Origin of the sequence: Azospirillum endophyticum (genome assembly GCF_016595245.1) — a bacterium.
GTDB classification, from domain to species: Bacteria; Pseudomonadota; Alphaproteobacteria; order Azospirillales; family Azospirillaceae; genus Azospirillum; species Azospirillum endophyticum.
Genome location: NZ_JAENHM010000093.1, coordinates 13,874 through 33,652, shown reverse-complemented (window position 1 = coordinate 33,652; position 19,779 = coordinate 13,874). Strand labels below are relative to the sequence as shown.

Genomic DNA, 19,779 nt, shown 5'->3' with positions numbered 1-19,779 from the left:
TCATCCGAGCGCCGAACCGATCGCGCGCTCCAGCGCCGGCAGGTCGTAAGGCTTTTGCAGGTGGACGGCCCGTCCGCCGAATGCCGACACGTCGGACCCGTCCGGTCCCGTCCGGCCGGACGCGAACACCACCGGGAGTCCCGGTCGGCGCCGCGCCAGCTCCACCGCCAGCTCCTCTCCGCGCCCGTCGGGCAGGGTGAGGTCGGTGAACAGGAGGTCGAACGCCTCGTCCGCCCCGGCGATGTCCAGCGCCTCCCCCACGCCCCCCGCCTCCAGCACCTGGTGTCCGAGGTCGGCCAGCATCTCCGCGACCGACATGCGGATCAGGACATCGTCCTCGACCAGGAGAATCGTCAGGCTCCCGGTGGGGGCATCGCCCGCTCCGGCATCCGATGCCGCCCTCGATGCCGCAGCGGAGCCCGCCAGCGGCACCGGGGGGACGGACGGCGCGGCGGGCTCCGTCCGCTCCGGCTTCCGGCCGTTCAGCACCTGGCGGATCTTGCGGGCGAGGACTTCGCGGGTATACGGCTTGCTCAGCAACTCCACGCCAGGATCGAGGCGGCCGCCATGCACGATGGCGTTCTGCGTGTAGCCGGAGGTGAACAGGACCGCCAGCTTCGGGAAACGCTCCTGCGCCTTGCGCGCCAGTTCCGGACTGCGCAACGGTCCGGGCATCACCACATCGGTGAACAGCAGGTCGATCGGGACGCCGCTCTCCAGGATCGCCAGCGCGCTTTGCGCATCGCGTGCCTGCAGCACGCGGTATTCGAGGTCGGTCAGCATGGCCACCACGGTTTGGCGGACCTCCTCGTCGTCCTCCACCACCAGCACGGTCTCGCTGCCGCCGCCGACCGGCCCGCTGTCCGCCGCCACCGGCAGATCCTCCACCTCCTGCGTGCGCGGGAGATAGAGGCGGATCGTCGTTCCGTGCCCCATTTCGCTGTAGATCTTGATGTGCCCGCCGGACTGCTTGACGAAGCCGTAGACCATGCTGAGGCCCAGCCCGGTGCCATGGCCTTCGGGCTTGGTGGTGAAGAAGGGGTCGAACGCCCGCTCCTGCACCTCGGGCGGCATGCCGCTGCCGGTGTCGGTCACCGCGAGCATCACGTATTGGCCGGGCTGCACGTCGTTGTGCCGGGCGGCATAGACCGCGTCCAATTCGGCATTGCCGGCCTCGATCGTCAGCACGCCGTGGCCCTTCATCGCGTCGCGGGCGTTGATGGCCAGATTGAGCAGGGCGTTCTCCACCTGGGCCGGGTCGACCACGGTGTTCCACAATCCGCCGCCGCTGATCACCTCGATCCTGATTTCCTCGCCCAGGGTCCGGCGCAGCATGTCGTCGAGGCCGCGGATCAGCCGGCCCAGATCGACCACCCGCGGTTCCAGCGGCTGGCGCCGGGCGAAGGCCAGCAGGGACGAGGCGAGCTTGGCCCCGCGCGACACGCCGCTCAGCGCGTTGCGCACCCGGTCCGCCGCGCGCCCGCTGGTGCCGACGTCGTTGAGAAGCAGCTGGAGATTGCCGCCGATCACCTGGAGCAGATTGTTGAAGTCGTGGGCGACGCCGCCGGTCAGTTGCCCGACCGCCTCCATCTTCTGCGCCCGGCGGAGCTGTTCCTCGGCCTGCCGCAGCGCTTCCGCCTGCTCCTTCTCAGCCGTGATGTGGCGGCCATAGGCATAGATCATGTCGCCTTCGACCGAGCTGTGCCAGGAAATCCAGCGCGGCGTGCCGTCCTGGTGCCGGTAGCGGTTCTCGAAGTTGGTCAGGTTGCGCTTGACCGCCTCCTCGTGCCCGCCCTGGGTCCATTCCAGATCCTCCGGCCAGACCAGATGCCGGAAGCTGCACCCGACCACCTCGTCCGGCCGATAGCCGAGGATCTCCGTCCAGGCGGGATTGACCGCCCGGTACACCCCGTCGGCTCCCACCACGGCCAGCAGATCACGGGAATTGCGCCAGATCTGGTTCAGCTCGCGCGTCCGCTCGGCGACCCGCTTCTCCAGCTCCTCGTTCGCCGCGCGCAGCATGGCGCTGGTTTCCCGGCGAAGCTTGGCCAACCGCAGCGTCCCTTCCACCCGCGCGATCAGTTCGCGGGCGCTGAAGGGCTTGGCGACGTAATCATCCGCCCCGGCCTGGAAACCGTCGATGGCGGAGTCCTCGCCGGCGCGGGCCGACAGCAGGATGATCGGCAGCTCCCGGGTGTCCGGGTCGCGGCGCAGCGCGTCGATCACGCCGAACCCGTCGAGATGGGGCATCATCACGTCGGACAGCACGAGGTCGGGCCGGACGGCCCGCACCGCGGTCACCGCGGCCCGCCCGTCCCCGACCGCCACCACCCGGTAGCCGGCCCCGGCCAGCAGCCGTTCGACATAGCCGCGCATGTCGGCGTTGTCGTCGGCGAGGACGATGGTCTCCCCCTGCGCCCGCTCGGGCGTGGTCACCGGGACCTCCTCCGCCGGAAGACCGGCGGGGGTCGCCGTTTCCGCGTCGGGGAGCCAGCGCATCGCCTCCGAGACGAAGATGCCGGCTCGGGTGGCGCTGGGCGCCTGGGCCGTCTCGCCGCCGGTTTCGGCCAACGGGATGTGCGTCCGGCCGAAAGGCAGGGAGACCATGAAGACGGAACCCTCGCCGATGCGGCTCTGGACATCCACGCTGCCGCCATGGACCGCCGTCAGATCCTTGACCAGCGCCAGCCCGATCCCCGTTCCCTCATGCGTGCGCCCGACCTGCCCCTCGATCCGGTGAAAACGGTCGAACACGCGGGTCAGCTCGGCCTCGGGGATGCCGACGCCGGTGTCGCGGACCTTCAGGACGGCGGCCCCGCGAACGGCCTCCAGCGTCACCGCCACTTCGCCGCGGAGCGTGTATTTGAAGGCGTTGGAGATCAGGTTGAGGACGATCTTCTCCCAAAGGTCGCGATCGATCCAGACGGGTTCGGGCAGGGGCGGACAGTCGATCCGGTAGACGAGGCCGGCCTTCTCCATGGCCGAACGGAAGCTGCTCGCCAGATCGGCGGTGTAGGCGGCGAGATCGACGGGCGCGAAGCTGGCGCGCATCCGCCCCGCCTCGATCCTGGAGAAGTCGAGAAGCGCGTTGACCAGCCGCAGCAGCCGCTGGCCGTTGCGGTGGACCATCTCCAGCTCGGTGCGCGGAACCGTGACGGAAGAGCCGGCCTGCTGCACGGTCTCCTGGAGCATTTCCTCCAGCGGCCCCAGCATCAGGGTCAGCGGCGTACGGAACTCGTGGCTGGCGTTGGAGAAGAAGGCCGTCTTGGCGCGGTCGATCTCGGCCAGCGCCTCGGCCCGGCGGCGCTCCGCCTCGTAGCTCTCGGCGTTGGCGATCGCCGCGGCGACCTGTCCGGCGACCAGGCCCAGGAAGCGCCGGTACCCATCGTCGAACAACCGGTACGGGTTGAGCCCGACGATCAGCAGGCCGGACCGCCCGGTCTCGCCGCTGGCCGGCAACGGCAGCACGACCGCCTGCGTCGGCGGGCGGTTCCAGACGCCGTCCGGCAGGCTGCCGGCACCGATGGCGTGAAGCTCGGGCGCGCGCAGGTCGGGGATATGCACGGGACCCGTGACCGGATCGGCGAGCGGCCAGGCCGGGGCGGCGGCCGTCAGGGCTTCCGGGGCGGCAGGATGTCCGGGAGCGATGCCGGTGGCCGCAGCAAGAGCGAAATCCGTGCTTTCCGGCTCCCGCAGGTAGATCAGGGCGAACGCCACGTCGCGCGGATCGGTCGCGAGGGCTTCGACGCTCCGGTCGCAGACCTGCTGCCATGTCTGGGCTTGCGAGGTGCGCGTCGCCAACTCCCGCAGCAGGGCGAGCTGCCGTTCTCCGATCACCCGGTCCGTGACGTCGGTGTTGGCGCAGATGATCCCGCCCGGGCTGCCGTCGTCGTCCGGAATCGGGCTGTAGGAGAAGGTGTAGTAGGTTTCCTCGGGATAGCCGTTGCGCTCCATGATGAGGAGCTGGTCCTCGACATAGATTCCCTCGACCCCCGTCAAGGCCGTCGTCAGCAGCGGATCGATGTCGGCCCAAATCTCGCGCCAGACGGTCGAGGTGGGGAGGCCGAGCGCCCAGGGATGCTTGCCGCCGATGATCGACTTGTAGGGATCGTTGTAGAGGTAGGTCAGCTCCCGTCCCCAGCCGATCCAGATCGGCTGCCGGGAGGTCAGCATGATGCGCACGGCGGTCTTCAGGCTCTGCGGCCAGCCGTCGGGCGGACCGAGCGGCGTCGCGTCCCAGTCGTGGGCGCGCATCAATGCGCCCAACTCCCCTCCACCGGCGAGAAATCCCGGATTGGCGCCGCCCGGATCGTTGTTCATCGACTTGACGGCCAGACCGCCGCCGGCGGCTCCGTCATCCTGCGCATTCACGTTGGGATCCACTCGCCGCGTCGCCCCGATCATCCGAAATTCGTATGTGGGCCAAGTTTATGGTCCATCCCCGGCGGCGCAAGCCGGAGAATTGCCATACCCCGATTGGGTTGCGGAAGGGCCGGCGGCAGCCTTGCCGTGGCAGGATGCCACGCGTCCGGACGGCACCCGATCGGTGCTGCGGATCGCCGGCCGTGCCGGTCGGCGGCGACGGATACCACTCCCGAAGCGGGGGTTTTTCTTTCCGATCCAATCCGATAGTGTTACGCACCGGCATGTTAAGGGTTTGTTTGCCCTTTTCACGCCACCTAAGACCCGCGCATATTCGCACGCTCCGGGGATCCGCCGTCCATGCCATCCGACGCCCAGACAGGTATGATGGGAGCCGCCGCGGCACCGATGGCGAACGCCGAACCGGTCAAGCTCGCCGAACGCTACGAGATTTATCCCGGCGCGCCGGTCCCGCTGCTGAACGCCGTCGGCGGCAACGCCTTCACCGCCAAGGCGCTGCGCGAGAAGCGGATCGAACCCTTCGCCATCATCTGCCATGCCGCGACCCTGCCGCGGATGGACATCTGCTCCACCGTCGGCAGCCTCGACAACGCCGCCCACATGCGGCTGCTCGACTGGGGGCTGGTGGATTGGCCGCAGGACCGCGGGCGGCGCTATTGCCTGGTGTTCGAGCGGCCCGGCGGCAAGCGGCTGATGGGGTCGCCGACCGACACGCTGGACCCGATGCCGGAGGACCAGCTGACCCGGCAGATCGTCCATCCGCTGGTGTCGGCGTTGAAGGAGCTGTCGAGCCGCGGAATCGTCCATGGCGCGATCCGCCCGACCAACCTGTTCTACCGCGATCTGGCGTCCGGCGGGCTGATGCTGGGCGACTGCGTGTCGGCCCAGCCCGGCTATGGCCAGCCGGTCCTGCTGGAGACCATCGAGCGCGGCATGGCCAACCCGGCCGGCCGCGGCACCGGCACCATGGCCGACGACCTCTATTCGCTGGGGGTCACCCTGCTGATCCTGGCGCTTGGCCGCAACCCGCTGGCCGGGCTGGACGACGAGGCGGTGCTGCAGGCGAAGATGGAGCGCGGATCCTACCCGGCGCTGGTCCAGCAGCACCGGCTGCCGCTGGCGATCAACGAGGCGGTGCGCGGCCTGCTGGTGGACGACCCCAAGCAGCGCTGGACACTGAACGACCTCGATTTGTGGGTGGCCGGCCGCCGGCTCAGCCCGAAGCAGCCGCAGATTTCCAGGCGCGCCGCCCGGCCGCTGGAATTCCAGGGATCGGAATACTGGCACTGCCGCACCCTGGCCCGCGCCTTCGCCCGCCATGCCCCCGCCGCCGCTTCCGTCATCGAAAGCGGGGAATTGGACAAGTGGCTGCGCCGGTCGATGGGCGACGAGGTGCGGGCGGAAGCGGTGAGCCACGCCATCCAGACCGCTTCCAGCGGCAAGGGCGGCACCCAGGGCGACCGGCTGGTGGCGCGGGTCTGCATCGCGCTCGACCCCGCCGCCCCGATCCGCTACCGCGGCCGGGCGATGATGCCCGACGGCATCGCCACCATGCTGGCCGACGCCTTCATGCGCGGCGAATCCCCCCAGGCGGTGGCGGAGGTGGTCGCCAACCAGCTGCCGATGTTCTGGGTCAACGTCCAGACCGACTTCAAGCCGGAATTCGTGCCGCTGGTGCAGAGTTTCGATCAGCTCCGCGGCTTCCTCGACCGCTCCAGCCACGGGCTGGGGGTGGAGCGCGTGCTGTACGAGATGAACCCGACCATGCCCTGCATGAGCGGGCTGGTCGCCAAGCAGCTCCCCACCTCGCCGGCCGAACTGCTGCGGGCGCTGGACTGGGTCGCCGCCGGGGGCGAGCGGCACAAGGATCCGATCGACCGTCATATCGCCTCCTTCCTCGGCGCCCGTCACAAGCGCGGGGACGATCTGCTGTTCACCCAGCTCGGCAGCGGGGTGGAGCCGATGCGGCGCATCATCGCCATGCTGACCATCCTGTCGGACATCCAGGCCCGCACCGGCGTGGACGGGCTGACCCATCTGGCCTCCTGGGTGGTGGCGCTGCTCGACCCCGCCTTCCGCCGCTTCCACAACCGGCCGCAGCAGCAGGAGGTGCGCAAGATGGCGGACGCCGCCGCGCACAACGGCCGGCTGACCGAACTGCTGAAGGTGGTGGACGACCCCGAATCGCTGCGCCGCGACCGGCTGGAATTCGAGGCGGCGCAGATCGCCTATCGCGAGGCCGATGCGGAGATGGACAAGATCCGCCACACCATCGCCGACCGCAACGCCATCATCGAGACATCGGGCCGGCAGGTCGCCGCCATCGTTTCCAGCCTGCTGTCGACCGTGCTGGTCGCCGGCATCATCCTGTTCTTCGCCTTCTGACCGGATCGCGTACAATCGGAATCGACGAAGGGATCGCCATGGCGCGCAAGAAGAAAAAGAAGGGCGGCGCCCTCACGCTGATCCTGCTGATCGTCCCGGCGGCGCTGATCGTGCTGCCGACGACCATCCTGTTCGGCATCGGCATGATTCCGACCATCGTCGCCTATGTCGTCGACCGCGACCCCGACAAGTCGGCGCCGATCACCGTCGGCGGGCTGAACTTCTGCGGCTGCATGCCCTTCGCCATCGATCTGTGGAAGCACCAGCACACCATCGGCGCCGCCGCCAAGATCTTCGCCGACCCCCTGGCCTGGCTGGTGATGTACAGCGCCGCCGCCGTCGGCTGGGGCCTGTATTACGGCATCCCGCCGCTGGTCGCCGGCATGGAGATCACCCGCGCCGAGAAGCGGGTGGAGGTGCTGAAGCAGAAGAGGGTGGCCCTGGTCCAGGAATGGGGCCCGGACGTCGCCGGCGATTACTTCGACGAGTCCGGCGGGATGGAGCCGGACGCCGAGATGCAGGGCGCCTGAGCCTCACGCGGCGGAACCGGCGGCCGGATAGTCGGTGTAGCCGGCCGCGCCGCCACCGAACAGGCTGTCGGGGCGGAACTCCGCCAGCGGCAGGCCGCGGTGCAGGCGCTCCGGCAGGTCCGGGTTGGCGATGAAGGGCCGGCCGAACGCCACCAGATCGACCAGCCCGGCCTCCAGCAGCGCCGCCGCCCGCTCCACCGTATAGCGGCCGGCGACGATGATGGTGCCGTGGAACCGCTCCCTCCAGGCCTTGCGCCAGTCCATCGGCAGCGGCGTGCCGTTGTCCCAGTCGTCTTCGGCGAAATGCAGGCGGACGACGCCCAGCGCCTGCAGCCGTTCGACCACCCGGGTGAACAGGCCATAGGGATCGCTGTCGCTCATCCCCTTCAGCGTGATCAGCGGCGATAGGCGCACGCCGGTCCGCTCCGCCCCGATGGCGGCCGTCACCGCCTCCACCACCTCGGTCAGGAAGCGCAGGCGGTTGTCCACCGAGCCGCCATAGGCGTCGGTCCGCCGGTTGCTGCCGTCGCGCAGGAACTGTTCGATCAGGTAGCCGTTGGCGGCGTGCAGTTCCACCCCGTCGAACCCGGCGGCGACGGCATTCGCGGCGGCGGCGGCGAACTGGGCGACGGTCGCGGCGATCTCCGCCCCGTCCATCTCCCGCGGCTCGACGCAGGGCACCATGCCGCCGGTGCCGTCCGGCCCGACCGCCCAGATCGCGGTGTCCGCCGGAAGGATGGCCGAGGGAGCGGGCGGTCGGTCACCGCCGTGGAACATCGGATGCGACACCCGCCCGGTGTGCCAGAGCTGCGCCACGATGCGTCCGCCGCGCCGGTGGACGGCATCGGTGACCGCGCCCCAGGCGGCGATCTGCGCCGGCGTGTGGATCCCCGGCGTCCGCGAGTACCCCTTGGCGCCGGGGCCGATCTGGATCGCCTCCGTCACGATCAGCCCGGCACCGGCACGCTGCGCATAATAGGCCGGGGCGAGATCCGACGGCACCTCGTCGTCGCCGGCCCGGGCCCGGGTCATCGGCGCCATCACGATGCGGTTGGGCAGCTCCAGGCCGTCCAGCCGGTAGGGGGAGAACAGGGATCCGCTCACAGCAAGCCTCCGCCGTCGACGTCGATCACCGAACCGGTGACGAAACCCGTTGTCATCGCGAACAGAAAGGCCGCAGCCCCCTTGCTCGGCTTGCGCGCCGGCAGGCCGGAGGCCAGCGCCGCCTGGACCGCCTCCGTCGTGCTCCACAGCTTCACTTCGAACGCCCGCCGGGCGGCGGCGAGGTCGCGCTTCGCGAAGGCCGGCGAGCCGCTCTGCGGCCCGGCGGTGACCACCACCCTGCGGTCCGCCAACGATGCGCCACCCGCCGCTTTCTTAGTCCTGTCCATGATGGCGCTCCTCACTGCTTGACGATGCCGAGCTGCTGCAGCAGCGTCAGGTTGTCTTCCAGGTGCCAGTTCTCGGCGATTCGGCCATCCGCGACGCGGTAGAGGTCGAAGGCCTGGAAATCGACCGTCTGGCCGCTGCCCCGCACCTCGCCGAAGCGCCCGGTGAAATGGCCGCGGAAGCGCAGGTGCACCGCCACCCGATCGCCGGTCGCCACCATGTCCTCGATGGCGGCGGTCAGGTCGGGAACTGCGGCGCGGAAGGCGCGCGAGGCCTGCAACGGCCCATCGACGCCCTGTGGGCGGCCCGGCGGCAGCGTGCGGTCGGTGAAGCCCGGCGCCAGCGCGGCCCGGGCGAAGGCTTCCTCCCCGCTGTTCCAGAAAGCGGCGTAGCGGCGTGCGGCCAGCACGGTCGGCGATGCGGCATCGCCGGCCAGATGGGCGGGCTGCGGCAACGTCTCCGCCGCCGCCTGTCCCAGCGGAAGGGAAGCAGCGGCCAGGGCGGCGATGAGCGACAATGCGCCGCCGGCGACCCGGCGTTTGGTTCGGGTGGATATCGGGCCGGTTATGGGTCCGGTCATGGGAAGATCTCCGGAGGCGGGACGGCGGCGCCGTCCTCTTGCGTCGGACCTCATTGTGTCCTTCCGCGCCCCGGCGGATAATCCCGGCAGTTTTTGAGATATCGCCAAACTGGATTTGATAATGATCGCGCTCGACGACCTCCGCCTGCTGCTCGCCATCGCGGAGCATGGCAACCTATCGGCAGCGGCGAGGCAGCTCGGCCTGCTGCCGGCGACGGCAAGCGCGGCGCTGAAACGGATCGAGCGGGCACTGGGCGCCCGCCTGTTCGAACGGTCGACGCGCAGCGTCCGCCCGACCGATGCCGGAGCCGCCTATCTCGCCAGTTGCCGGCAGGCGCTGGACCAGTTGGACGCAGCGGCCGAACGGCTGGCCGGCGACCGCGCCCGCTTCGCCGGGCCGGTGCGGCTGGCGGCCCCCTCCGACTTCGGCCGGACGATCCTGCGCCCGTGGCTCGACGAGTTCCACGACCGCCATCCGGCCATCCGCATCACCCTGCTGCTGGGCGATCGTCTGGCCGACCTGCTGCGCGACGACCTCGACTGCGCGCTGCGCTATGGCGCCCTGCCGGATTCCGCCTTCGTCCGGCGGCAGATGGCGCCGTCGCGCCGGGTGCCGGTGGCCTCGCCCGCCTATCTGGAGGCCCACGGCACCCCCGCCGTGCCGGAGGACCTGCGCAACCATCGCTGCCTCGTCCTGCTGCGTGGCCAGGAGCCGCTGAACCGCTGGCGCTTCACCGGGCCGGCGGGCGAACGCGGCATCGTCGTCGAGGCCGACCGCGCCACCGACGACGGCGCCGTCCTGCGCGACTGGGCGCTGGCCGGCTGCGGTATCGCCCATAAATCCTGGCTGGACGTCGCCGCCGACGTCACCGCCGGACGCCTGCGTCCGCTGCTGGCGGACTGGAGCGACGAGGACTCCCCGCTCCAACTGCTGTTCGCGTCCGGCCGCCGCCGTCCCTTGCGGGTCGATGCGCTGGCCAACCATCTGGCCGGCCGGATCGCCGCCTATGCCGCCGCCCACCCTTTTCCGGCGCCTTCACACCGATCGGCCGTCGGTGACCTTGCCACCGGTCCCGTCGCCGGTGCATGATCGGCGGCGAAGGCCGCGGGGTCGGCCATGAGGTTCGGATGTTCAGCGTCAGCCAGGATGAAGCCGTCGCGATCCAGAGGGCGTTTCATGAAAGCGGCGAGTGGGCGGCCGTGGTGGAGTTGCGGCGGCATTTCCACATTCAGGACAATGTGCACGCGCTGAACGCCGTGCGGTCCATCGTGCGATGGGCCGAACCGTCGCGTCCCGTTCCCGCAACTCCGGTCTGAACCGGTTCAGCCGATCAGGCCGGCCACCGTCCGCGCCACTTCGGCATGGATCGAATCCTGCTGCTTGAAGTCCTTCGCGGTGTTGGTCAGGTAGCTGGCGACCAGCAGCGGCGCGCGGCCTTCCGGCCAGACGATGGCGATGTCGTTGGCGGTGCCGTTGACACCGGTCCCCGTCTTGTCCCCCACCCGCCAGCCGGCCGGCAGCCCGGCGCGCAGGCGCTTGTCGCCGGTCTTGTTGGCGACCATCCAGTCGGTCAATTGCCGCCGTGAATCGGGCCGCAGAACGTCGCCGACCAGGAGCCGCTCCATGCTGCGCACCATGGCGGCGGGCGTGGTGGTGTCGCGCGGGTCGCCGGGAATGGCGGTGTTCAGCGACGGCTCGTTGCGGTCCAGCCGGGTAATCTTGTCGCCGATGCCGCGCAGGAAGGCGGTGAGGCCGGCCGGATCGCCGACGCCGGGCAGCAGCAGGTTCGCCGCGACATTGTCGCTGAGCGTCACCGCCGCCTCGCACAGTTCGGCCACCGTCGGCGGCGTGCCGTTCAGCCGGGTTTCGGAGAACGGCGCATAGGGCACCAGATCGGCCTTGGTCACCGGGATCCGCCGGTCCAGCCGGTCCTTGCCCTGGTCCACCGTCTTCAGGACGGCGGCAGCCAATAGAAATTTGAAGGTGCTGCACATCGGGAACCGCTCGTCCCCGCGCCAGCCCTGCAGCCGGCCGTTTGCGGTGTCGAGCACCGCGACGCCGAGCCGGCCGCCGCTGCGGGCCTCCAGCGCCGTCATGGCGTCGGCCAGCGGCCCGCTGCCGGGCGCCTTGCCGCCCTTGGCATTCTTGCTCTCCGCAGCCTGCACCCCGGCCGCCGACACCAGCAGGATCCCGCCCGTCGCCGCCAGGAAACCCCGTCTTCCGATCATCCGATCCTCCATCCGCGCTGTTGCGATGGCCGGACGATAGAAAGCCCCCGCTGTGCCGGCAAACGAGGTTTCCTCGCGGAAGACCCAAATTAAACTTATGCCTTGCTTCGGCACCGCCGTGGCAGGCTATGGACCGCCGCGGATGGGGAAGGGAACGGACCGATGCCTTTGCGCCAGGAGATGGAAACGGGCCGCTTCGCGGCGCGGGCCGAGGACGGGAGGGTCCATGCGGTGGTCGAGATGACCAGCTTCATCCAGATGGTGACCTTCCGCGGCCCGGCCGGCTGGGTGCCCGACGGCAAGAGCTATCGCCTGGACGACGGCGAGGCGGTGGAACCGACGCCGGATGGCGGCTTCCGGATCGCGGCCTCGGGGCTGGCGCTCCGCCGGATCGGCTGAGGACCGCCGGTCACCGGATCACAGCCGGACCATTTCTCCCGCCGCCACAGCCGCCTCATGGGAAGCCCCCCTCGCCTCTCCCGGCCCCGACGGCGGTGCCGGCGCATCGCCGCGCAGCACGACATAGATCGCCGGGATCACCAGGACGGTCAGCAGGGTGGAGCTGAGCAGGCCGAACAGCAGCGAGATCGCCAGCCCCTGGAAGATCGGATCGGTCAGGATGAAGGCGGCGCCGATCATCGCGGCGACCGCCGTCAGCAGGATCGGCTTGAAGCGGATCGCCCCGGCCTCCAGCACCGCCTCGCGCAGGCTCATCCCGCGCTCCCGCAGATGGCGGATGAAGTCCACCAGCAGGATGGAATTGCGCACGATGATGCCGGCCAGCGCGATGAAGCCGATCATCGAGGTCGCGGTGAAGGCGGCGCCGAGCAGCCAATGGCCGAGCATGATGCCGATCAGCGTCAGCGGCACCGGCACCAGGATGACCAGCGGAAGCTTGAAGCTGCCGAACTGGCCGACCACCAGCAGATAGATGCCGAGGATCGCCACGGCGAAGGCCGCCCCCATGTCGCGGAAGGTGACATAGGTGATTTCCCACTCGCCCTCCCACAGCAGAACCGGCTTGCCCTGGTCGTCGGGCTGGCCGTGCAGCCGGATCTCCGGCGCGGCACCCAGCCCGGCGGCCTTCCAGTCGACGGTCTTCAAGCGGTCCTGGACCGCCAGCATGCCGTAGATCGGCGCCTCGAACCGGCCGGCGAGGTCGGCCGTCACCATCTCGGCAAAGCGGCCGTTGCGGCGGAACAGCGGGTGGGAAGCCGGCTCCCGCGTCATGGTGACGAGGTCGCCCAGTTCCACCGTGCCGCGCGCCCCGGGCACCGGGGTGGCGAGGATGCGTTCGGACAGGAACAGCCCGGATTTCGGCAGCTGCACCGCGATCTCGATGGGATTGCGGCCGGCACCGCGGTGCGAATAGCCGACCGGCACCCCGCCGACCAGCGCCTGCAGCGTGTCGTAGACCGCCTGCTCCTCGACGCCGTGGAACTCCAGGCTTTCATGGTCGAGCGCGAAGCGCAGCCGCTCGCCGGGCGCACGCACGGTGTCGTCGACGTCGACGATGAAGTCCACGCTGCGGAAGGCGTCCCCGACGATGTGCGCCGCCGTCCGCCGCGTCGCCGCGTCGGGACCATAGACCTCGACCAGCAGGGTGGACAGCACCGGCGGGCCGGGCGGCACCTCGACCACCTTGACCGTCGTGCCGTCCGGCACCGCCAGCGGCTTCAGCCGGGCGCGGATGTCGAGGGCGATCTCGTGGCTGCTGCGGTCGCGCCGGCCCTTCGGCGCGAGATTGACCTGCAGGTCGCCCTGCTCCGGCTGGTCGCGCAGGTAGTAATGCCGGACCAGGCCGTTGAAGTTGAAGGGGGAGGCTGTGCCGCTGTAGGCCTGGACGCTCTCCAGCTCCGGCAGGCCGGCGATCGCCCGCGCCGCGGTCAGCAGCACGCGCCCGGTCTCCTCCGGCGAAGCGCCGCGCGGCAGGTCGACGACGACCTGGAGTTCGGACTTGTTGTCGAAGGGCAGCAGCTTCACCGCCACGTCCTTGGTGTAGAACAGTGCGGTCGACGCCAGCGTCGCGACGCCGACCACCAGCAGGAAGCTCCACGCCCGCCGCTTGCTGCGGATGAGCGGGCGGGCGACGGCGAGATACATCCGCCCCAGCGCCCCGCCGCTTTCATGACCGCCGCCGCCTTCATGACCCCCGCCATGCCCCGCAGCTGGCGTCCCGCCGGGACGCAGCTTCACCATCAGCCAGGGCGTCAGCACCATGGCGACGAAGAAGCTGAAGACCATCGCCGCCGAGGCGTTGGCCGGGATCGGGCTCATATACGGCCCCATCAGGCCGGAGACGAACATCATCGGCAGCAGGGCGGCGATGACGGCCAGCGTGGCGACGATGGTCGGGTTGCCGACCTCGGCCACCGCCTCGACGGCGGCCTGCACCTTGGACCGCCCATCCCTCGCCGCCTCCTTCATCCGCCAATGGCGGTCGATGTTCTCCACCACGACGATGGCGTCGTCGACCAGGATGCCGATCGAGAAGATCAGGGCGAACAGGCTGACGCGGTTGATGGTGTAGCCCATCAGCCAGGATGCGAACATCGTCAGCAGGATCGTGGTCGGGATGACGATCAGCGTCACGATGCCTTCGCGCCAGCCGATGGCCAGCGCGATCAGCACGACGATGGTCACGGTGGCGAGCGGCAGATGGAACAGCAGCTCGTTCACCTTCTCGTCGGCGGTTTCGCCATAGTCGCGGGTGACGGTCAGCGTCAGCCCCTTCGGCAGCGACTCCGCCTCGATGGCGTGGACGCGCTGCAGCACGCGGTCGGCGATGGTGACGGCATTGGCACCGGCCCGCTTGGCGATGGCGAGGGTGACGGCCGGCAGGCGGACCAGCCCGCCCTTTCCATCCGGCGTCATCGTCCAGGCCATGCTCTCGTCGGGCCGCGAGCCGACGACGATGTCGGCCACGTCCTTGACATAGACCGGGCGGCCGTCGCGGCTGGTCACCAGCAGCAGGCCGATGTCCGCCGTCCCCTGCAGCGTCTGGCCCGCCACCACCGGCAGGCTGCCGCCCCGGTCGCGCAGCGCACCGACGATGAAGGAGCGGTTGGCGTTCCTCACCTTGTCGACCAGCTGGTTCAGCGTCACCCCGAACAGCGCCAGCTTTTCCGGATCCGGCTCCACCCGGATCTGGTCGGGCCGGCCGCCGACGATATAGCTCTTGCCGACATCCTCCACCTGGACCAGCTGGGCCAGCAGCTCGTCGGCGACGCCGTGCAGCGCGGTATCGGTCCAGCGTCCGGCCTCCTCCGGCCTGGGCGCCAGCGTCAGGGTCAGGATCGCCACGTCGTTGATGCCGCGCCCGACGATCAGCGGTTCCGGAATGCCGAGCGGAATGCGGTCCAGGTTGGCGCGCACCTTCTCGTGCACGCGCAGGATCGCGTCGTCGGACGAGGTGCCGACCAGGAAGCGGGCGGTCACCACCACCCGGTCGTCCAGGGTCTGGCTGTAGGTGTGCTCGACCCCGTCGATGCCCTTGACGATCTCCTCCAGCGGCTTGGTCACCAGCTCGACCGCGTCGGCGGCCTTCAGCCCGTCGGCGCGGACCAGGATGTCCACCATCGGCACGCTGATCTGCGGTTCCTCCTCGCGCGGCAGCGACAGCAGGGCGACGGTGCCGACCACCAGCGAGGCCAGCAGCAGCAGAGGGGTCAGGGGCGAGCGGATGAAGGTCCGCGTCAGTATGCCGGAAAGGCCGAGGCTCATCACGCGCCCTCCGGCCGGACGATCACGTCGCCCGGCTTCACTCCCGACAGCACCTCGATCCCGCCGGGCCGGCCGTCCAGCGCGGGGATCGGACCGCCGACCTGGACCGGCGTCTCGCTGCCGTCGTCCAGCCGCAGGAAATCGGTGCCGAAGCGGCGGACGATCCAGTCCGGCGGCACCACGACGGCTTGCCGCGTGCCGGTCGCCACATAGACGCGCACCCGTTCGCCGACGAAGAAGTCGCCCAGCCCGCCGACCGTGGCGTCGGCGACCACCTGCCCGCCCGACAGCTCCGGATAGACCTGACGCACGGTGCCGCGTTTCAGCGCCGTATCGCCGGCAGGGGCCGCAGCCTGTGGCGTGGCCGGCGCCAGCCCGCGGTTGCCGACCAGCACCGGGTCGCCCTCGTGCAGGAAGCGGGCATGGCGCTCGGGCAGATGCAGGCGCAGCACGTAGGTCTCCGTGGCGATGCTCGCCACCGTCTCGCCGGGAACCACCACCGCACCGTCGATCGCCTTGACCTGCAGGATGCGACCGTTGGCCGGGGCCAGCACCTCCCCCTCGCGCAGCTGCTGCTCGACCACCGAACGCTCCGCCTTCATGGCGGCGATCTGGGCGCGGGCGACGTCCACCGCTGCCTGCGCGTCGTCCAGCCGCTGCTGGGTGCCCGTCCCGCTGGCGCGCAGCCGCTGCGCCCGGTCCAGCTCCAGTTCGGCCTGATGCTGCTGTGCCTGCAAAGCCTGGATGCGGGCATCCAGCGAGACGATCTGCAAGGGCAGCTTCGGGTCGCGGACGGTGGCGAGCCGCTGGCCGGTGGCGACCTTGTCTCCCTCCTTCACCGTCAGTTCGGCGATGGTGCCGCCGATGCGGGCGCGGGCCAGCGTTTCGTGAAGGCTTTCCACCGTGGCGAAGACGGCCTTCAGATCCTCCACCGGGCGGGGCTGGATGGTGAGGGTGGCCGGCTGGGCGTGCAATGCGGATGGAAGCAAGGCGGCGAGCATCAGAGCGATGGCCGGCAGGGACGGGACGACGGAGGCGGCCGGAAAGGCCGGAGACGGTCGACGGAACATCGAAGCTACCTTGAACGGAGGGAGCGTGCGCCAGTTGACCTTTAATTTAGTAAATGCTAATTTAGTGTCAATGAATGATCTGGATGGGAGACACCGGACATGAGCATCGACCGCATCGTGATGGCCTTTGCCGGGACGATGATCCTGGCAAGCCTGGTCCTGTCGCAGGTGCACAGCCCGCACTGGCTCTGGCTGACCGGCTTCGTCGGCGCCAACCTGCTGCAGGCGTCCTTCACCGGCCTCTGCCCGCTGGCGATGGTCCTGAAACGGCTGGGCGCCCGCACCGGTGTCGCCTTCCCCTGATGCGGGCTCCTTGTGCGGACTCCTTGTGCGGACACCGGATGCCAGAGCGCGGTTTCCGCTGGCGCGGCCGGGGCGGTTGAGGCCATCTTCCCGGCAATGCCGGACCCCGGTTCGTCCGGGTCCGCAAATCAGGGAGACTGAGATCGTGACCGCGCCCTTCATCCTCTACGGCAACGTGAATTCGCAGCCCGCGACCCGCATCGCACTGTTCTTCCGGCTGGCCGGCATTCCCTTCCAGTACCGTCACCTCGATCTGCGCAGCGGCCAGCAGAAGTCGCCGGAATATCAGGCGATCAACCGTTTCGGCCGGGTGCCGACGCTGGTGCATGGCGACCATTCGATTTCGGAATCCAGCGTGATCCTGACCTATCTGGCGGAACAGACCGGCCAGTTCGGCGGCCGCGACGAGGCCGAGAAACTGCGCCTCGCCGAATGGCTGAGCTGGCTGGCCGACGTGCTGCTGCCGGTCCAGCGCGCCCGCGCCGTGCGCAAGTTCAACGGCGACGCCAACGCCCTGCCCTGGCTCGACGGCGCGGCGGCCAGCGGGTTGAAGCTGTTCGACCAGCATCTGGCCGGCCACAGCTACATCCAGAGCGAACGCCTGACCATCGCCGACATCTTCGCCTTCCCCTGGATCGACCTGCTGAGCGAATCCGGAATCGAGGCGAAGGATTATCCGAACGTCCAGGCCTGGGCCGACCGCGTCCGTGCGCAGCCGGGCTACAAGCCGCAGTACGAGCTGATGCCGCAGGCGGACGCGGAATGCTGAGGTAAGGCGGTTGCGGCGGCCCCCCGCCGCAACCCTTCATCCCCGGGCGTCGTCGATCACCTTGCCGTCGTTGGGCAGGCTCCCCGGCGGCACGAACTCCACCATCCCCTTCAGCTTGGTCACCGACACCAGCGTCTCGCGGATCGCGGCGGCGAGACCTTCACCGGGTTCCCCGGATTCGCAGCGCAGCGTCATGGTGTCGCTGGCGTCCTGGCGGCCGACGACCAGACGGGCGCGGAGAACCTGGGGATGGCGGCGCAGCACCTCGGCGATCTGGCCGGGATGGACGAACATGCCCTTGACCTTGGTGGTCTGGTCGGCGCGGCCCATCCAGCCCTTCAGCCGCATGTTGGTCCGGCCGCAGGGGCTGGCGCCCGGCAGCACCGCCGACAGGTCGCCGGTGGCGAAACGGATCAGCGGATAGGCCGGGTTGAAGATGGTCACCACCACCTCGCCGACCTCGCCGTCGGGAACCGGATCGCCGGTGCCCGGACGGACGATCTCGACGATGCAGCCCTCGTTCACCACCAGCCCGGACCGCGCCTCGGTCTCATAGGCGACGATGCCGAGGTCGGCGGTGCCGTAGCATTGGGTGACCTGCAGCCCGCGCGCCTCGTAGAAGGCGCGGGCATCGGGCAGATAGGGGCCGCCCGACACACAGGCGATGCGAATCGAGGAGACGTCGAGCCCCAGCGCGTCGCCCTTCTCCAGGATGATCTTCAGGAAATCCGGCGTGCCGATATAGCCGCGCGGCTTCAGGCTGGCGACGACCTGGGCCTGCATCTCGGTGTTGCCGGTGCCGGCCGGGATGACGGCGCAGCCGATGGCATGCGCGCCCGTCTCGAACATCGAGCCGGCGGGCGTCAGATGATAGGCGAAGCAATTGTGGGCGAGGTCGCCGGCGCGGAAGCCGGCGGCGAACAGCGCACGGGCGCTGCGCCAGGGATCGGCGCCATGCGGCTCCGGGTCGTTGATCGGGCCGGGAGAGGCGAAGACGCGGGCCAGCCGCCCGACCTCGACCGCCGCCAGGCCGCCGAAGGGCGGCTCCGCCTGCTGCAGCGCGATCAGGTCGGACTTGCGCGTCACCGGCAGGGTCGCCAGCGCATTGCGGTCGTGGATCGCCGCCAGGTCGATCTCCGCCAGCAGCCGGCGGAAATAGGGGGCGGCTTCCTTGGCATGGTGCAGATGGACGGGCAGCGCCGCGAACTGCTCGGCCTCGCGCCGGTCGAAGGACCGGGTTTCGAGGTCGTCGTAGAAATCGGTCATGGTCGTTCGTCCGTTCAGGGGTCGGCCCCGAGTGATCGCATTCGCCGATAATCGCCCTCTCCCGTCCCGGGAGAGGGAGGGGACCCACGAAGTGGGGAGGGTGAGGGGTGACCCAAGAAACCGGAAGCGCACGGCTTCGTGCCTCACCCCTCACCCTTCCCATGGCTTACGCCATGGGCCCCTTCCCTCTCCCGGGACGGGAGAGGGGATCCCGTGCAAGCGCCTTGGAGGTCGATCAGGTGGCGCGCATCGGCAGTGGGGCATCGGCAACGGGCAGAAGCCGGCGCCTCGCCGCTCCCCTCAAATCCAGCGCTTGCGCCGCTTGAAGCTCTTCAGGTTCTTGAAGCTCTTGCGCTCCTCGTTGCCGCCGCCGAGGTAGAATTCCTTCACGTCCTCGTTGTTGCGCAGCTCCTCGGCGGTGCCGTCCAGCACGACCTTGCCGTTCTCCATGATGTAGCCGCGGGTCGCGGCCTGGAGGGCCATGCGGGCGTTCTGCTCCACCAGCAGGATGGTGACGCCCAGATCCCGGTTGATCTGCTGGACGATGCTGAACACCTCCTTCACCATCAGCGGCGACAGGCCCATGCTCGGCTCGTCCATCAGGATCAGCTTCGGCCGGGCCATCATCGCGCGGCCGATCGCCAGCATCTGCTGCTCGCCGCCCGACAGGTAGCCGGCAAGGCCGGTGCGCTCCTTCAGCCGGGGGAAATACTGGAACACCATGTCCAAATCGTCCTTCACCCCGTTGTCGCGGCGGGTGTAGGCGCCCAGGCGCAGGTTTTCCAGGCAGGTCATGTCGGCGATGATGCGCCGGCCCTCCATCACCTGGAAGATGCCCTTGCGGACGATCTTGTCGGGATCGATGCCGTTGATGCGCTCGCCGTTGAAGGTGATGTCGCCGCGGGTGACCTCGCCGTCCTCGGTCTTCAAGAGGCCGGAGATCGCCTTCAGCGTCGTCGACTTGCCGGCGCCGTTGGCGCCCAGCAGGGCCACGATTTCGCCCTCCGGCACCTCCAGGCTGAGGCCGCGGAGCACGAGGATGACGTCGTTGTAGACGACCTCGATGTTGTTGACCGACAGCATCAGCTTTTTCGCGGTCGTGACGGGCGGCGCGACCGGGGCGCCCGTGGCTGCGGAGGCGGTGTTCAGCAT

The 19,779-nt window shown here is 69.6% G+C and carries 16 protein-coding genes; 7 read left to right on the top strand and 9 right to left on the bottom strand.

Features of this window, described 5'->3' with window-relative positions; genetic code table 11:
• Positions 1-4,371, bottom strand: a complete 4,371-nt coding sequence (locus JHL17_RS36165; protein ID WP_200199505.1) for a response regulator — start codon at positions 4,369-4,371, stop codon at positions 1-3.
• Positions 4,372-4,722: 351 nt separating this feature from the next.
• Between JHL17_RS36165 and JHL17_RS36160 the strand changes: the two genes are divergently transcribed.
• Positions 4,723-6,768: a protein kinase family protein gene (locus JHL17_RS36160; RefSeq protein WP_247894080.1), complete on the top strand. Its 2,046-nt coding sequence runs from the start codon at positions 4,723-4,725 to the stop codon at positions 6,766-6,768.
• Between the two features lie 38 nt (positions 6,769-6,806).
• Positions 6,807-7,298 carry a hypothetical protein gene (locus JHL17_RS36155; RefSeq protein ID WP_200199504.1) on the top strand — a complete coding sequence of 164 codons (492 nt, stop codon included), beginning with the start codon at positions 6,807-6,809 and terminating at the stop codon, positions 7,296-7,298.
• A 3-nt stretch (positions 7,299-7,301) separates the two neighbouring features.
• Here the strand turns inward: JHL17_RS36155 and JHL17_RS36150 are convergent, their stop codons facing one another.
• Genes JHL17_RS36150 through JHL17_RS36140 form a run of 3 tightly spaced genes read right to left on the bottom strand, consistent with a single transcriptional unit; the run spans position 7,302 to position 9,267 of the window.
• Entirely contained in the window at positions 7,302-8,402 is a 1,101-nt protein-coding gene (locus JHL17_RS36150) for an oxidoreductase (RefSeq protein WP_200199503.1), read from the bottom strand.
• Positions 8,399-8,689: a hypothetical protein gene (locus JHL17_RS36145; RefSeq protein WP_200199502.1), complete on the bottom strand. Its 291-nt coding sequence runs from the start codon at positions 8,687-8,689 to the stop codon at positions 8,399-8,401. Before JHL17_RS36145 ends, JHL17_RS36150 begins: the two co-directional genes overlap by 4 nt.
• Before the next feature lie 11 nt (positions 8,690-8,700).
• Positions 8,701-9,267 (bottom strand): ester cyclase, encoded by a 567-nt coding sequence (locus JHL17_RS36140; RefSeq protein ID WP_200199501.1) that lies wholly within the window; start codon positions 9,265-9,267, stop codon positions 8,701-8,703.
• 121 nt (positions 9,268-9,388) lie between these two features.
• On the opposite strand from JHL17_RS36140, the gene JHL17_RS36135 reads away from it, so the two are divergent.
• Entirely contained in the window at positions 9,389-10,357 is a 969-nt protein-coding gene (locus JHL17_RS36135; protein ID WP_200199500.1) for a LysR family transcriptional regulator, read from the top strand.
• A 38-nt stretch (positions 10,358-10,395) separates the two neighbouring features.
• Entirely contained in the window at positions 10,396-10,584 is a 189-nt protein-coding gene (locus JHL17_RS36130) for a hypothetical protein (protein ID WP_247894079.1), read from the top strand.
• A gap of 6 nt (positions 10,585-10,590) precedes the next feature.
• Here JHL17_RS36130 and bla read toward each other — a convergent pair whose 3' ends face one another.
• Complete coding sequence (gene bla / locus JHL17_RS36125; protein ID WP_200199498.1) at positions 10,591-11,496, bottom strand: class A beta-lactamase; 906 nt, start codon at positions 11,494-11,496, stop codon at positions 10,591-10,593.
• Positions 11,497-11,658: 162 nt separating this feature from the next.
• Here bla and JHL17_RS36120 point away from each other — a divergent pair, with 162 nt between their 5' ends.
• Positions 11,659-11,895: a hypothetical protein gene (locus tag JHL17_RS36120; RefSeq protein ID WP_200199497.1), complete on the top strand. Its 237-nt coding sequence runs from the start codon at positions 11,659-11,661 to the stop codon at positions 11,893-11,895.
• Between the two features lie 18 nt (positions 11,896-11,913).
• Here JHL17_RS36120 and JHL17_RS36115 read toward each other — a convergent pair whose 3' ends face one another.
• Together JHL17_RS36115 and JHL17_RS36110 are read right to left on the bottom strand one after the other, a co-directional pair.
• Complete coding sequence (locus JHL17_RS36115) at positions 11,914-15,219, bottom strand: efflux RND transporter permease subunit (RefSeq protein ID WP_200199496.1); 3,306 nt, start codon at positions 15,217-15,219, stop codon at positions 11,914-11,916.
• Positions 15,219-16,289, bottom strand: a complete 1,071-nt coding sequence (locus JHL17_RS36110; RefSeq protein ID WP_200199495.1) for an efflux RND transporter periplasmic adaptor subunit — start codon at positions 16,287-16,289, stop codon at positions 15,219-15,221. Before JHL17_RS36110 ends, JHL17_RS36115 begins: the two co-directional genes overlap by 1 nt.
• A 99-nt stretch (positions 16,290-16,388) precedes the next feature.
• Here JHL17_RS36110 and JHL17_RS36105 point away from each other — a divergent pair, with 99 nt between their 5' ends.
• Positions 16,389-16,592 carry a YgaP family membrane protein gene (locus tag JHL17_RS36105; RefSeq protein WP_200199494.1) on the top strand — a complete coding sequence of 68 codons (204 nt, stop codon included), beginning with the start codon at positions 16,389-16,391 and terminating at the stop codon, positions 16,590-16,592.
• A gap of 145 nt (positions 16,593-16,737) precedes the next feature.
• Positions 16,738-17,361: a glutathione S-transferase N-terminal domain-containing protein gene (locus tag JHL17_RS36100; RefSeq protein ID WP_200199493.1), complete on the top strand. Its 624-nt coding sequence runs from the start codon at positions 16,738-16,740 to the stop codon at positions 17,359-17,361.
• A gap of 36 nt (positions 17,362-17,397) precedes the next feature.
• Here the strand turns inward: JHL17_RS36100 and JHL17_RS36095 are convergent, their stop codons facing one another.
• On the bottom strand, positions 17,398-18,627 hold the full coding sequence (locus JHL17_RS36095) for a phenylacetate--CoA ligase family protein (RefSeq protein ID WP_200199492.1): 1,230 nt from the start codon (positions 18,625-18,627) through the stop codon (positions 17,398-17,400).
• Positions 18,628-18,927: 300 nt separating this feature from the next.
• A complete protein-coding gene (locus tag JHL17_RS36090; RefSeq protein WP_200199491.1) occupies positions 18,928-19,779 on the bottom strand; it encodes an ABC transporter ATP-binding protein in 852 nt (283 codons plus the stop codon).

Excerpts from the sequence above, each read along its gene's own strand:
- JHL17_RS36130 (WP_247894079.1), top strand. The coding sequence starts at position 10,396 with ATGTTCAGCGTCAGCCAGGATGAAGCCGTCGCGATCCAGAGGGCGTTT.
- JHL17_RS36090 (WP_200199491.1), bottom strand. The coding sequence starts at position 19,779 with ATGCTGAACACCGCCTCCGCAGCCACGGGCGCCCCGGTCGCGCCGCCC.
- JHL17_RS36115 (WP_200199496.1), bottom strand. The coding sequence starts at position 15,219 with ATGAGCCTCGGCCTTTCCGGCATACTGACGCGGACCTTCATCCGCTCG.
- JHL17_RS36140 (WP_200199501.1), bottom strand. The coding sequence starts at position 9,267 with ATGACCGGACCCATAACCGGCCCGATATCCACCCGAACCAAACGCCGG.
- bla (WP_200199498.1), bottom strand. The coding sequence starts at position 11,496 with ATGATCGGAAGACGGGGTTTCCTGGCGGCGACGGGCGGGATCCTGCTG.
- JHL17_RS36095 (WP_200199492.1), bottom strand. The coding sequence starts at position 18,627 with ATGACCGATTTCTACGACGACCTCGAAACCCGGTCCTTCGACCGGCGC.
- JHL17_RS36110 (WP_200199495.1), bottom strand. The coding sequence starts at position 16,289 with ATGTTCCGTCGACCGTCTCCGGCCTTTCCGGCCGCCTCCGTCGTCCCG.
- JHL17_RS36135 (WP_200199500.1), top strand. The coding sequence starts at position 9,389 with ATGATCGCGCTCGACGACCTCCGCCTGCTGCTCGCCATCGCGGAGCAT.
- JHL17_RS36155 (WP_200199504.1), top strand. The coding sequence starts at position 6,807 with ATGGCGCGCAAGAAGAAAAAGAAGGGCGGCGCCCTCACGCTGATCCTG.
- JHL17_RS36145 (WP_200199502.1), bottom strand. The coding sequence starts at position 8,689 with ATGGACAGGACTAAGAAAGCGGCGGGTGGCGCATCGTTGGCGGACCGC.
- JHL17_RS36120 (WP_200199497.1), top strand. The coding sequence starts at position 11,659 with ATGCCTTTGCGCCAGGAGATGGAAACGGGCCGCTTCGCGGCGCGGGCC.
- JHL17_RS36160 (WP_247894080.1), top strand. The coding sequence starts at position 4,723 with ATGCCATCCGACGCCCAGACAGGTATGATGGGAGCCGCCGCGGCACCG.
- JHL17_RS36105 (WP_200199494.1), top strand. The coding sequence starts at position 16,389 with ATGAGCATCGACCGCATCGTGATGGCCTTTGCCGGGACGATGATCCTG.